At 63.2% G+C, this 14,181-nt stretch carries 4 protein-coding genes, 3 rRNA genes and 1 pseudogene; 6 read left to right on the top strand and 2 right to left on the bottom strand.

Annotation, left to right across the window (positions count from 1 at the left end; translation table 11 throughout):
• Positions 1-37: 37 nt before the first annotated feature.
• Positions 38-439, bottom strand: coding sequence for a nitroreductase/quinone reductase family protein (locus P3102_RS26615; RefSeq protein ID WP_276362687.1), 402 nt, complete (start codon positions 437-439; stop codon positions 38-40).
• 312 nt (positions 440-751) lie between these two features.
• Between P3102_RS26615 and dnaE the strand changes: the two genes are divergently transcribed.
• The 6 genes and pseudogenes from dnaE to rrf all read left to right on the top strand — a co-directional run bounded on the left by dnaE (position 752) and on the right by rrf (position 12,964).
• Positions 752-4,336 (top strand): DNA polymerase III subunit alpha, encoded by a 3,585-nt coding sequence (gene dnaE, locus P3102_RS26610; RefSeq protein ID WP_276362686.1) that lies wholly within the window; start codon positions 752-754, stop codon positions 4,334-4,336.
• Entirely contained in the window at positions 4,336-5,808 is a 1,473-nt protein-coding gene (locus tag P3102_RS26605; protein WP_276362685.1) for an MFS transporter, read from the top strand. The genes dnaE and P3102_RS26605 overlap by 1 nt, the downstream gene beginning before the upstream one ends.
• Before the next feature lie 511 nt (positions 5,809-6,319).
• Positions 6,320-7,383, top strand: a pseudogene (locus P3102_RS26600) (low temperature requirement protein A); the annotation flags it as partial.
• Positions 7,384-7,785: 402 nt separating this feature from the next.
• Positions 7,786-9,300, top strand: a 16S ribosomal RNA gene (locus tag P3102_RS26595).
• Positions 9,301-9,626: 326 nt separating this feature from the next.
• Positions 9,627-12,765: ribosomal RNA gene (locus P3102_RS26590) — 23S ribosomal RNA — on the top strand.
• 82 nt (positions 12,766-12,847) lie between these two features.
• Positions 12,848-12,964, top strand: a 5S ribosomal RNA gene (gene rrf / locus P3102_RS26585).
• The 16S, 23S and 5S rRNA genes sit together here, the layout of an rRNA operon.
• A gap of 466 nt (positions 12,965-13,430) precedes the next feature.
• On the opposite strand, the gene P3102_RS26580 is transcribed toward rrf, so the two are convergent.
• Positions 13,431-14,168, bottom strand: coding sequence for a Sir2 family NAD-dependent protein deacetylase (locus P3102_RS26580; protein ID WP_276362684.1), 738 nt, complete (start codon positions 14,166-14,168; stop codon positions 13,431-13,433).
• Between the last annotated feature and the right edge of the window lie 13 nt (positions 14,169-14,181).

The following is a 14,181-nucleotide window of genomic DNA, read 5'->3' as shown; positions in this document are numbered from 1 at the left end:
GTGAGGAAACCGGATTCCTCCTCGGAGGTGGCCAGCGTCACACCCGCTTGAGCGCGATCACCGGGAACGGCCTGCTGGTCTTCGCCTGGTGCTCGGCCAACCGCGGGAACGCCTTCGCCTGCTTCGCGAACAGACGGTCTCGAGCCGCTCCGGTCACCTCCATCGCGTGCGCGGTGAAGGCCTCGCCGTCCGCCTCGACGTCGACGGACGGCTCCACGACCAGGTTGCGGTACCAGTCCGGATGCGCGGGTGCGCCTCCGTTCGCGGCGAAGACGATGTAACGGTCGTCGTCGGCCAGGAACAGCATCGGCGTCACGTGCCGGCGTCCGGAGCGGGCGCCGGTGGTGGTGAGCAGCAGCGTCGGGAGGCCATCGCCGTGGCGGCCGTTCGCGCGGAACTCCGCGATCACCTGTTCGTTCATGGCCTGCAGGTCGATCATCAACTCTCCGGGCGGTTCGGTGCTCTTGGCGGCTGGTCAGTCTGCACATCCACGCCCAGGTCGGCAACCGGTTTTCGAACCTGGCCGCGCACGACGCCGAAACCGGCTGATCCGGGACCCCGTTCGGGGGTATCCGAGGTCGTCGCGAACCGCGCCGAGTCGGTGCTTGGCGGCGGCCGCTCGGAGGTGGAGACTGGCCGTCGCCGGGGCTGCCATCCCGCCCGGGCGCCGTCGAGCCCCGGCGCATAAGGTGGGAGGACCGGCCCGCGTCAAGCAGCCAGGGATCCGTCTGCCTAGGGGAGGTTTTCGCTGGTGTCGAACGATTCCTTCGTCCACCTGCATGTGCACACCGAGTACTCGATGCTCGACGGTGCGGCGAAGATCGCCCCCTTGTTCAAGGAGGCGGCGCGCCTGGGCATGCCCGCGGTCGGGATGACCGACCACGGCAACATGTACGGCGCGGACGAGTTCTACCAGCAGGCCGTCAAACACGACCTCAAGCCGATCATCGGCATCGAGGCCTACGTCGCGCCGGAGAGCCGGTTCCACAAGAAGCCGGTCTTCTGGGGACAGTCGAACCAGCGGGGCGCCGACGAGTTCGGTGAGGGCGGTGACGTCTCCGGTGGTGGCGCCTACACCCACATGACGATGCTCGCCGAGAACTCCACCGGTCTGCGCAACCTGTTCAAGCTCTCCTCGCTCGCGAGCATGCAGGGCTACTACCGCAAGCCCCGGATGGACCGCGAGCTGATCGCGGAGAACCACCACGGCATCATCGCGACCACCGGCTGCCCCTCGGGCGAGGTGCAGACGCGGTTGCGGCTGGGGCAGCGCACCGAAGCGATCCAGGCCGCGTCGGACTACAAGGACATCTTCGGCGCCGACAACTTCTTCCTCGAACTGATGGACCACGGGCTGCCGATCGAGCGGTCGGTCCGTGAAGGCCTGCTCGAGGTCGGCAAGCTGCTCGACCTCAAGCCGCTGGCCACCAACGACTCGCACTACGTCACCAAGGACCAGGCCGACACCCACTCCGCGTTGCTGTGCGTGCAGGCGGGCAAGACGCTGAACGACCCGAACCGGTTCAAGTTCGACGGTGACGGTTACTACCTGAAGTCGGCCGCCGACATGCGGGAGTACTGGGACAAGGAGGTCCCCGGCGCCGCCGACTCGACGCTGCTGATCGCCGAGCGCGTCGAGTCCTACAAGGACGTGTACACGCACAAGGACCGGCTGCCGTTCTTCGAGGTGCCCGAGGGCTACGACCAGGGCACCTGGCTGCGGGAAGAGGTCGCGCGCGGCCTCAAGTGGCGGTACCCGGACGGCGTCCCGGACCCGTCCTACGACGAGCGCATCGAGATCGAACTCGACGTCATCATCGGGAAGGGCTTCCCCGCCTACTTCCTGATCGTCGCCGACCTCATCAGCTACGCCCGTAAGGTCGGCATCCGCGTCGGCCCCGGCCGTGGATCCGCCGCCGGCTCGCTGGTCGCGTACGTGCTCGGTATCACCAACCTGGACCCGATCCCGCAAAAGCTGCTGTTCGAGCGGTTCCTGAACCCCGAGCGCGTCTCGATGCCCGACATCGACATCGACTTCGACGACCGCCGTCGCGGCGAGATGATCCGCTACGCCACCGACAAGTACGGCGTCGACAAGGTGGCACAGGTCATCACCTTCGGCACCATCAAGACCAAGGCCGCCATCAAGGACTCCGCTCGCGTCCACTTCGGCCAGCCGGGTTACGCGATCGCGGACCGGATCTCGAAGGCGCTGCCGCCGCCGATCATGGCGAAGGACATCCCGCTCTCGGGCATCGTCGACTCGAAGCACGAGCGCTACGGCGAAGCCGCCGAAGTCCGCGCGCTCGTCGAGACCGACGAAGAATGCAAGACGATCTTCGAGACCGCCCGTGGTCTCGAAGGCCTGATCCGCAACGCCGGCGTCCACGCCTGCGCGGTCATCATGTCCTGCGACCCGCTGACCGACGCCATCCCGCTGTGGCAGCGCGACGACGGATCGATCATCACCGGCTGGGACTACCCGTCGTGCGAGGCCATCGGCCTGCTGAAGATGGACTTCCTCGGCCTGCGGAACCTCACCGTCATCGGTGACGCGATCGACAACATCAAGACCAACCGCGGGATCGACATCGACCTCGACACCCTCGGCGTCGAGGACAAGGCGACCTACGAACTGCTCTCCCGCGGTGACACGCTCGGCGTCTTCCAGCTGGACGGCGGGCCGATGCGGGACCTGCTGCGCCGCATGCAGCCGACGGTGTTCGACGACATCGTGGCGGTGGGCGCGCTGTACCGCCCCGGCCCGATGGGCATGAACGCGCACAACGACTACGCCGACCGCAAGAACGCGCGGCAAAAGGTCAAACCGATCCACCCCGAGCTCGAAGAGCCCCTGAAGGAGATCCTGGCCGACACCTACGGCCTGATCGTCTATCAGGAGCAGATCATGCACATCGGCCAGAAGGTGGCCGGGTACTCGATGGGCCGCGCGGACGTGCTCCGCCGCGCCATGGGCAAGAAGAAGGCGGAAGTCCTCGAGAAGGAGTTCGTCGGCTTCGAAGAGGGGATGAAGGCGAGCGAGCTGGTTCCCGGCGGCTTCTCGTCCGAGGCGATCAAGGCGCTCTGGGACACGATCCTCCCGTTCGCCGGCTACGCGTTCAACAAGAGCCACGCGGCCGCGTACGGCCTGATCTCGTACTGGACCGCGTACCTCAAGGCGAACTTCACGCCGGAGTACATGGCCGCGCTGCTCACCTCGGTCGGGGACAACAAGGACAAGTCCGCGGTCTACCTCTCCGAGTGCCGCCGCCTCGGGATCAAGGTGCTCCCGCCGGACGTCAACGAGTCGGCGCTGCGGTTCGCGGCCGTCGGGGACGACATCCGCTTCGGGATGGGTGCCGTCCGCAACGTCGGCGCGAACGTCGTCGAGTCGATCATCAAGACCCGCGAGGAGAAGGGGAAGTACTCCTCCTTCACCGACTTCCTCGACAAGTCCGAACTGGTGGCCTGCAACAAGCGGGTCATCGAATCGCTGATCAAGGCGGGCGGGTTCGACTCGCTCGGCAACACACGGCTCTCGATGATCCAAGTGCACGAGGACGCGGTCGAGGCCGTGGTCCCGCTCAAACGCCAGGAGGCGATGGGCCAGTTCGACCTCTTCGGGTTCGGCGGGGACGACGACGCCGGGGACGCGGTGTCCTCGTCGCCGCTCGCGCACCTGAAGTTCGGCGAAGAGGAGTATCCGCGCAAGCAACTCCTGGCCTACGAACGGGAGATGCTCGGCCTCTACGTCTCGGCGCACCCGCTGGACGGCGCCGAACGCATTCTGCGCAAACACGCCCCGCGGCCGATCGCCGCGATCCTCGCCGACCCGCCGAAGGAAGGCGAGCTGGTCGTCTCCGGGCTGATCACCTCGCTGGAACGCCGGGTTAACAAGAAGGGCGAGCCCTGGGCGATCTGCACCGTCGAGGACATGGACGCCTCGCTCGAGGTGCTGTACTTCCCGAAGTCCTACGCGATGTTCTCCGCCGATCTCATCGAGGACAACGCGGTGCTGGTCAAGGGCAGGGTGAACTGGCGTGAGGACAAGATGTCCATCTTCGGCGGCGGGCTCGTGCCGCTCGACCTGTCCGAGGTCGGCAACGGCGACGAGGACCTGCCGCTGGTCCTGCTGGCCGCGGCGGAGAAGATCGACCAGTCGGTGGTCAGTGAACTGAAGCAGACCTTGCTGGCGCACAAGGGCGAGACCCCGGTGCACCTGAAGCTGGTCGGCAAGAACCAGACGGTCTTCGCGCTCTACGACTATCCGGTCAAGGTGACTTCGATGCTGATCGGTGAGCTCAAGGGCATCCCCGGGATCGCCGCCAGCACCTGATGAGCACTTACGAACCCGACCCCCGGCGCTGGAAGGCGCTCGCCGTCTCCCTCGCCGCCGGGTTCATGGGCCTGCTCGACGTCAGCATCGTCAACACGGCGCTGCCGTCGATCCAGAAGGATCTCGGTGCTTCGAGCGGCGGGATCCAGTGGGTCGTGTCGGGCTACGCGCTGGCCTTCGGGCTGGTACTGGTGTCCGGCGGCAGGCTCGGCGACGCGCTCGGCCGCCGCCGCATGTTCCTGTTCGCGCTCGCCGCTTTCGTGCTGACCAGCGTGTTCGCCGGCGCGGCGCCGGACGAGACGACACTGATCATCGCGCGGCTCCTGCAGGGTTTCGCCTCGGGCATGATGACGCCGCAGAACAGCGGGATGATCCAAGATCTGTTCCGCGGCGCGGAACGAGGCCGCGCGTTCGGCATGTTCGGCGCCACCGTCGGCATCTCGACCGCCGTCGGACCGGTGCTCGGCGGCGTGATCCTCGCCGTCTTCGGTGACCCGGAAGGCTGGCGCTGGGTCTTCTACGTGAACGTGCCCATCGGGATCCTGGCGTTCGCCCTGGCCTTGAGATGGCTCCCGAAACCGGAGACACCGGCGAGAAGCCTGCGAGGCGAGATCGACTTCGTCGGCATCCTGCTGCTGGGTGTCGCCGTCCTCGGTGTCCTGCTCCCGCTGATCGAATCCGAACAGGGCTGGCTCAGCAGCCTGTGGTGGCTGTTCGTGGTCGCGGTGGTCTTCGGTTTCGCGTTCGTGCGCTGGGAACGCTCGATGGTGCGGCGCGGCCGTCCGCCGCTGCTCGACACCCGGCTGTTCACCGGCACCCCGGGCTACGCCACGGGTGCCGCCGTCGGCGCGCTCTACTTCAGCGGTTTCACCGGTATGTGGCTGGTCTTCGCCATCTTTTTCCAGCAAGGCCTCGGCTACACGCCACTGCAATCCGGGCTCGCCGTCACCTCCTTCGCCCTCGGTTCGGCCGTGTCGGCGGCGATCGCGGGTCGGCTGGTGCCGAAATGGGGCCGCAAGCTCACCGTCACCGGCCTGATCATGGTGATCGCGGGGATGAGCACGGTCGCCTTCCTCGCCGGGCGGGATCCCGGCGCCGCGGCGGGCTGGTGGTTCGCGCTGCCGTTGCTCGTCGCGGGCGTCGGTGGCGGAATGGTCATCTCGCCCAACACCACGCTGACCCTGGAATGCGTTCCGACGTCGATGGCGGGCGTGGCCGGGGGAGCGTTGCAGACCGGGCAGCGGATCGGCACCGCCATCGGCACCGTCGTACTGGCCTCGGTCTTCCACGCCGTGTTGGGTGCGAACGGTGGCTACCCGTCGGCGCTGACCGCGGCGATGCTGTGCGCCGCCGTCCTGACGAGTTCCGCGCTCTTACTCGCCGTGATCGAATTACGTGCCCGCCGGAAGCGGCGGTTGCTCACCGAGCGGGAGGACGCCGCGCCTTCTTCCGCCGACAGCCGGCGCGGCTGAGTCATCCGGGCGCGCCGATGACTACGTTCGGCAAGAACGGATGCTCCATCCGAGTGACTGACGCCGCTATCCCCTGGTGCTACTCAGAGCAACCGGGTAGACCTGACGGAGCCTTCACTGCTGTGTCATGGCTACCGACAGTGGTATTTCTGTCGATCGATCGGGGATGGATCGATCGGCGAAGCGATCGTGGTGCGTCCGGAGTTTCAGGAATGGGCACCTGCGGTCACGAGCCGGTGGACGGCCGTCGGCGTCCGCGGGGGACCGTTCGGCGGCACCCGGCTCACCACCGCTGACGAGCCGAGTCCCGGTGAGGCATTCGCGCGGGTGGGTCCGCGCGGGGTCGCCTGGGGAGGTGCACCCGGCCCGGGCCCACCCGCCGCGCGTTCCTCCGCGTGTGTGGACCGCTCCCTGCTGCGAAGATCTCCGCAGATCGAGCGTGCGAGGAGCGGTGATGGCGGGAAGTCCTGTACGGCGCGATCGGCCGCGGGTCTGGTAGCGGCCGAGGACGATGCGCGATTCCGGTGAAGGGCATCGCGTCGCGACCCCGCTGGAGCTGTTGTTCGACTTGTGTTTCGTGGTCGCCGATCTGCATCACGCCATCGCCGAAAACCACATCGGGCACGAGGTGCTCAGCTTCGGGATGGTGTTCCCGTTCGACACCGACGACGTCCTGTACCGGCTGGTGACGCTCGTGCGGATCGCGGGCGGGCTTGACCGTCGCCGCCGGTGTCTCGTCGGCCTTCGACGGCGACTTCACGATCATGGTGATCGGCTAAGTCCTGATGCGGCTGGCGATGGTCGTGCGATGGCCGCGTGCCGCGCGGACCGATCCGCGTTGCCGCCCGGCCGCTCTGCGGTATGCCCTCGGCATCACGGTCGTCCAGTCCTGTGGAGCGTCCGCCTCGGCCTGCCGGAGTCGCTGGTAGTGCCGTCGTTCTTCTTGCTCCTGGCGGCCGAATCGGCGGTCCCCGTGATCGCCGAACGCAAGCGCTGGCATCCGCATCACATCGCCGGGCGCTACGGCCTGTTCACGATCATCGTGCTGGGTGAATCCATCCTCGGCGCGCGACCACCGCGGTCAAGGAGGGGCTGGACGAGGCCGAGCACACCGGCAGCCTGATCTCGCTGGCCACCGCGGGACTCGTGCCGGTGTTCTCCTTGTGGTGGCCGTACTTCGACCAGCCGGGCCACGCCCGGCCGGAGAAGGCGAAAAGCCTGTTCACCGTGGCGAGCTGGGGCTACGGGCACTACCTGATCTTCGCCTCGGCGGCCGCGCTCGGCGCCCGCCTCGAAGTCGCGGTGAACTACGACACCCACACCGGGCACGTCGAGTCCCTGCCCGCCGACATGGCGACGACCGTGCCCGTCGCGATCTGTCTGCTCAGCGTCTGGCTGATGCACATCGGGTCCACCAACGCATGCCGCCCGATCGCGATCGGCTTCCCGGTGACCGCGGTGCTCGTGCTCGGCGCTTCGTTCACGCCGGCGCCCATCCACATCACCGCGGGGCTCGCCGCCGCACTCGTCGCGCTGACGGTGGTCGCCACCCACGGCGAGCCGGCTCCGGGGGAGGGCTCGATCGATGCAGGTCAGAGCCCCCGCGCAAGAAAAGGGACCCCCCTGCGAACGCCGGTTTCAGGCCGTGTAATGTTCTCTTCGTCGCCAGGGAAACCGAGCGGCCGCCGGGAACACGAACCAAGCTCCCACCGGATGGTGGTAGAGTGGGTGGTCCCGAACCGGAGAGGTAGCTCTACCCCCGCTGAAACGGCAGTTTCGAGCAGGTGCTAGAGTGTGCTCCGGACAAAAGCCAAGAAATGATTGCTTCGGATGATGCCGCGTGATTGTGGTGTGGTCTGGGGTGTGTTGCTTGAGAACTCAACAGTGTGCTAGTGAACTAAGCCAGTAGAGCTTATGTATTTGAACCTCGTTTGAGGTTCCTTTGAGAGCAAGTATTTGCCTCGATCAAATTTGACATTGTTGGAGAGTTTGATCCTGGCTCAGGACGAACGCTGGCGGCGTGCTTAACACATGCAAGTCGAACGATGAAGCCTTCGGGTGGATTAGTGGCGAACGGGTGAGTAACACGTGGGCAATCTGCCCTGTACTTTGGGATAAGCCTGGGAAACTGGGTCTAATACCGGATATCACTATTCCTCGCATGGGGGGTGGTTGAAAGTTCTGGCGGTACAGGATGAGCCCGCGGCCTATCAGCTTGTTGGTGGGGTAATGGCCTACCAAGGCGACGACGGGTAGCCGGCCTGAGAGGGTGACCGGCCACACTGGGACTGAGACACGGCCCAGACTCCTACGGGAGGCAGCAGTGGGGAATATTGCACAATGGGCGCAAGCCTGATGCAGCGACGCCGCGTGAGGGATGACGGCCTTCGGGTTGTAAACCTCTTTCGCCAGGGACGAAGCGCAAGTGACGGTACCTGGATAAGAAGCACCGGCTAACTACGTGCCAGCAGCCGCGGTAATACGTAGGGTGCGAGCGTTGTCCGGAATTATTGGGCGTAAAGAGCTCGTAGGCGGTTTGTCGCGTCGTTCGTGAAAACTCCACGCTTAACGTGGAGCGTGCGGGCGATACGGGCAGACTTGAGTTCGGTAGGGGAGACTGGAATTCCTGGTGTAGCGGTGAAATGCGCAGATATCAGGAGGAACACCGGTGGCGAAGGCGGGTCTCTGGGCCGATACTGACGCTGAGGAGCGAAAGCGTGGGGAGCGAACAGGATTAGATACCCTGGTAGTCCACGCTGTAAACGTTGGGCGCTAGGTGTGGGCGACATCCACGTTGTCCGTGCCGTAGCTAACGCATTAAGCGCCCCGCCTGGGGAGTACGGCCGCAAGGCTAAAACTCAAAGGAATTGACGGGGGCCCGCACAAGCGGCGGAGCATGTGGATTAATTCGATGCAACGCGAAGAACCTTACCTGGGCTTGACATGCGCCAGACATCCCTAGAGATAGGGCTTCCCTTGTGGTTGGTGTACAGGTGGTGCATGGCTGTCGTCAGCTCGTGTCGTGAGATGTTGGGTTAAGTCCCGCAACGAGCGCAACCCTTATCCTACGTTGCCAGCGCGTCATGGCGGGGACTCGTGGGAGACTGCCGGGGTCAACTCGGAGGAAGGTGGGGATGACGTCAAGTCATCATGCCCCTTATGTCCAGGGCTTCACACATGCTACAATGGCTGGTACAGAGGGCTGCGATACCGCGAGGTGGAGCGAATCCCTTAAAGCCGGTCTCAGTTCGGATCGCAGTCTGCAACTCGACTGCGTGAAGTCGGAGTCGCTAGTAATCGCAGATCAGCAACGCTGCGGTGAATACGTTCCCGGGCCTTGTACACACCGCCCGTCACGTCATGAAAGTCGGTAACACCCGAAGCCCATGGCCCAACCCGCAAGGGGGGGAGTGGTCGAAGGTGGGACTGGCGATTGGGACGAAGTCGTAACAAGGTAGCCGTACCGGAAGGTGCGGCTGGATCACCTCCTTTCTAAGGAGCAACACATCCACCCCGCCGGGATACCCGGGGCAACGGTGGTGGAGTGGCCGGCACTCAACACCCGACCGTGGTGTTGTGCTGGTTGCTCAAGGAATTGTGGAACTACTGGTTTATGCGGTCGCCGGCTGTTGCCGGGGCGTCTGAGTACTGCACCTCTGGGTGCGTGGAAAGGGTGATCTCGGGATGATCGGGGATGGTGTTCGCTGGCATGCTGTTGGGTCCTGAGGCAACACGCCGAGGGGTTCACACGAGCTCCGGGAGTGGTTTGTTTCTGGTGTGGTGTTTGAGAACTGTAGAGTGGATGCGAGCATCTTTGTGGTCAAGTTGTTAAGGGCACATGGTGGATGTCTTGGCTTCAGGAGCCGATGAAGGACGTGGGAGGCTGCGATATGCCTCGGGGAGCTGTCAACCGAGCTGTGATCCGAGGATTTCCGAATGGGGAAACCCAGCACCAGTTATGTGGTGTTACCCGCATCTGAATATATAGGGTGTGTGGAGGGAACGCGGGGAAGTGAAACATCTCAGTACCCGTAGGAAGAGAAAACAACCGTGATTCCGTGAGTAGTGGCGAGCGAAAGCGGAAGAGGCTAAACCATGCACATGTCAAGCTGTCAGGCGTTGTGTGTGTGGTGTTGTGGGACCCGCCTTGAGAATTCTGACAGGTTCTCGGGTTTACGCGTGTGTTAGTGGAACGCCTTGGGATGGGCGACCGGAGTGGGTGAGAGTCCCGTACGCGAAAACACATGTTTGTGAATCTTGGTGGTGTTCCCGAGTAGCAGCGAGCTCGTGGAATTTGCTGTGAATCTGCCGGGACCACCCGGTAAGCCTAAATACTTCCTGAAGACCGATAGCGGACTAGTACCGTGAGGGAAAGATGAAAAGTACCCCGGGAGGGGAGTGAAAGAGTACCTGAAACCGTGTGCCTACAAGCCGTCAGAGCCCGAGTACATCCTTGTGGTGTTGAGGTGATGGCGTGCCTTTTGAAGAATGAGCCTGCGAGTTAGTGCTGCGTGGCGAGGTTAACCCGTGTGGGGTAGCCGTAGCGAAAGCGAGTCTGAATAGGGCGAATGAGTCGCGTGGTCTAGACCCGAAGCGGAGTGATCTACCCATGGCCAGGCTGAAGCGTCGGTAAGACGACGTGGAGGGCCGAACCCACTTAGGTTGAAAACTGAGGGGATGAGCTGTGGGTAGGGGTGAAAGGCCAATCAAACTCCGTGATAGCTGGTTCTCCCCGAAATGCATTTAGGTGCAGCGTCACATGTTTCACCACGGGGGTAGAGCTACTGGATGGTCTAGGGGCCTTACCGGGTTACCGAAATCAACCAAACTCCGAATACCGTGGTGTGAGAGTGTGGCAGTGAGACGGCGGGGGATAAGCTTCGTCGTCGAGAGGGAAACAGCCCAGAACACCAGCTAAGGCCCCCAAGTGTGTGCTCAGTGGGAAAGGATGTGGGATTGCCCAGACAACCAGGAGGTTGGCTTAGAAGCAGCCACCCTTGAAAGAGTGCGTAATAGCTCACTGGTCAAGTGGTCCTGCGCCGACAATGTAGCGGGGCTTAAGCACACCGCCGAAGCTGTGTCATTCGCACATATACATCCATCACCTCCTTGAGAGTGTGATGCAGTGGTGTGGATGGGTAGGGGAGCGTCCTGCATCCGGGGAAGCGGCGGCGGAAGCCAGTCGTGGAGGGTGTGGGAGTGAGAATGCAGGCATGAGTAGCGAATGCAGAGTGAGAAACTCTGCCGCCGGATGACCAAGGGTTCCTGGGCCAGGCTAATCCGCCCAGGGTAAGTCGGGACCTAAGGCGAGGCCGACAGGCGTAGTCGATGGATAACGGGTTGATATTCCCGTACCCGAGCACGTGCGCCCAGGATGAGGCGGTTGATACTAACCACCCAAAGCCAGTGATTGAAGTCTTCGGATGGAGGTTGCTGTGTGGAGCGTGGGATCTGATTCCGTAGTAGTCGAGTGATGGGGTGACGCAGGAAGGTAGCTCCGCCAGTGAGTGGTAGTACTGGTGTAAGCGTGTAGGCCGGAGTGTAGGTAAATCCGCACTCTATATAGGCTGAGACGTGATGCGTAGCCGATTGAGGTGAAGTAGAGTGATCCTATGCTGCCGAGAAAAGCCTCTAGCGAGTGCGTGCACGGCCCGTACCCCAAACCAACACAGGTGGTCAGGTAGAGAATACTAAGGCGATCGGGTGAACTGTGGTTAAGGAACTCGGCAAAATGCCCCCGTAACTTCGGGAGAAGGGGGGCCAGGGTTCTTGAAGCTTCTTGCAAGCTAGGGAATCGTGGCCGCAGAGACCAGCGGAAAGCGACTGTTTACTAAAAACACAGGTCCATGCGAAGTCGCAAGACGATGTATATGGACTGACGCCTGCCCGGTGCTGGAACGTTAAGAGGACCGGTTAACCCTTTCGGGGGTGAAGCTGAGAATTTAAGCGCCAGTAAACGGCGGTGGTAACTATAACCATCCTAAGGTAGCGAAATTCCTTGTCGGGTAAGTTCCGACCTGCACGAATGGCGTAACGACTTTCCGGCTGTCTCAACCACAGGCCCGGCGAAATTGCACTACGAGTAAAGATGCTCGTTACGCGCGGCAGGACGGAAAGACCCCGGGACCTTTACTATAGTTTGGTATTGGTTTTCGGTTCGGCTTGTGTAGGATAGGTGGGAGACTGTGAAGCTGGCACGCTAGTGTTGGTGGAGTCGTTGTTGAAATACCACTCTGGTCGGATTGGGAATCTGAACCTCGGACCATGATCTGGTTCAGGGACAGTGCCTGATGGGTAGTTTAACTGGGGCGGTTGCCTCCTAAAGAGTAACGGAGGCGCCCAAAGGTTCCCTCAGCCTGGTTGGCAATCAGGTGTCGAGTGCAAGTGCACAAGGGAGCTTGACTGTGAGACAGACATGTCGAGCAGGGACGAAAGTCGGGACTAGTGATCCGGCACCACCTGGTGGAAGGGGTGTCGCTCAACGGATAAAAGGTACCCCGGGGATAACAGGCTGATCTTGCCCAAGAGTCCATATCGACGGCATGGTTTGGCACCTCGATGTCGGCTCGTCGCATCCTGGGGCCGGAGTAGGTCCCAAGGGTTGGGCTGTTCGCCCATTAAAGCGGCACGCGAGCTGGGTTTAGAACGTCGTGAGACAGTTCGGTCCCTATCCGCCGCGCGCGTAGGATACTTGAGGAAGGCTGTCCCTAGTACGAGAGGACCGGGACGGACGAACCTCTGGTATGCCAGTTGTCACGCCAGTGGCATGGCTGGTTGGCCACGTTCGGAAGGGATAACCGCTGAAGGCATCTAAGCGGGAAGCCTGTTCCAAGATGAGGTATCCCACCCCTTGTGGGTTAAGGCCCCCAACAGACCATTGGGTTGATAGGCCAGAAATGGAAGCACAGTAATGTGTTGTCGAGTTGACTGGTACTAATAGGCCGAGGACTTGCCCACGAAGATGTTACGCATCCACTCTACAGCTCTGAAACACCACACCGATCTGGAAACAGACTCAGTGTGTGTTGTTTCGTAGTGTTTCGGTGGTTATAGCGTCAGGGAAACGCCCGGTCCCATTCCGAACCCGGAAGCTAAGCCTGACAGCGCCGATGGTACTGCAACCGAAGGGTTGTGGGAGAGTAGGACACCGCCGAACCCACCTTGAACAGGGTCCAGGCCCCGGTCGAGAACCACGAGTTCTCCCGGGGCCTGAACCCTATCCCCATACCCAGGCCCCGCCAGTGAGCCGTCACACGCGTGTCCGGGGACGACACTCACGTGACCGAAGCCGGAACACCCGTGCTCAGACACGACACCCGTGATCCGGCGACCGGGTGTCGTCCGTCTGATCACCCATGACGTCCACCCAGACACCCGTGCCATCCCTCCGCACACGCGAATCACACCCCCGAACACACGAATACCGGCTCCACACACGCGAATGACGCGCGTAGACACGCAAGTTCCGGCTCCAAACACGCGAATGACGTGCCCGGACACACGAGTGCCGGCTCCAAACACGCGAGTTCGTATCTGGACACGCAAGTTCCGGCTCCAAACACGTGGGGTGCGAGCGGGGCCCGAGGGGGTGACGCAGCTGAGTAGCGGCGCGGGACATGGGGTTAAGGGGCCAGGGCGGGGAGGGTTTCGCTGAGGGGGCCGCGGACGACGGCGGAAGCCATGGAGTCGTAAGGCGTTTCGGAGCCGTTGCAGATCACGACGTCGGCGCCGGCCCGCGAAGCGACGCTCACCAGTGAGGCGGCCGGCTGCACGCTCAGCGAGGATCCGGCGACCAGCAGGAGGTCGCTCTCGGAGACCGCGGTCCGCGCAGCCCTAAGCAGGTTCTGGTCCAGGTGTTGACCGAACGACACAGTGGCCGACTTGAGGATGCCGCCACACAGCAGGCAGGGGGGGTCGGTCTCGCCCACCCGGACACGCTCCAGCGTCGAGCGCATGTCCCGGTGGTCGTCACAGGACAGGCAGACGGACTCGAACATCGTCCCGTGCAGTTCCAGCACCCGCTCGGGCGGAGAGCCCGCTTTCTGGTGCAGCCGGTCGATGTTCTGAGTGACGATATGCGCCGGCGACAGGCGCTCGAGCGCGTAGTGCGCGGCGTTCGGTGCCGCATCCCAGCCGGGGTGCACCAGTCGCGCCTGCCAGGTTCGTTCCCGGACCTCCCGGCTTTCCCGGTACGCCCGGAGGTTCGACATCTTCTCCGCGGTCGGATCGCGGGTCCACAGGCCCTGCGGGCCGCGGAAGTCGGGGATCCCGGAGTCCGTGGAGATCCCGGCGCCGGTCAGTGCGACGACCCGGCCGGCGCCGGCCACGAGTGAGCGGGCGGTGCTCAGGGTGCTGGTCACCCACTCATCATGC

Origin of the sequence: Amycolatopsis sp. QT-25 (genome assembly GCF_029369745.1) — a bacterium.
Classification (GTDB): domain Bacteria; phylum Actinomycetota; class Actinomycetes; order Mycobacteriales; family Pseudonocardiaceae; genus Amycolatopsis.
The sequence above is the reverse complement of the archived record's forward strand: the minus strand, read 5'-3'. Positions and strand labels throughout refer to the sequence as shown.

What these genes read in the sequence shown, in the direction of transcription:
- P3102_RS26605 (WP_276362685.1), top strand. Translation starts at nt 4,336, where the DNA reads ATGAGCACTTACGAACCCGACCCCCGGCGCTGGAAGGCGCTCGCCGTC.
- P3102_RS26615 (WP_276362687.1), bottom strand. Translation starts at nt 439, where the DNA reads ATGATCGACCTGCAGGCCATGAACGAACAGGTGATCGCGGAGTTCCGC.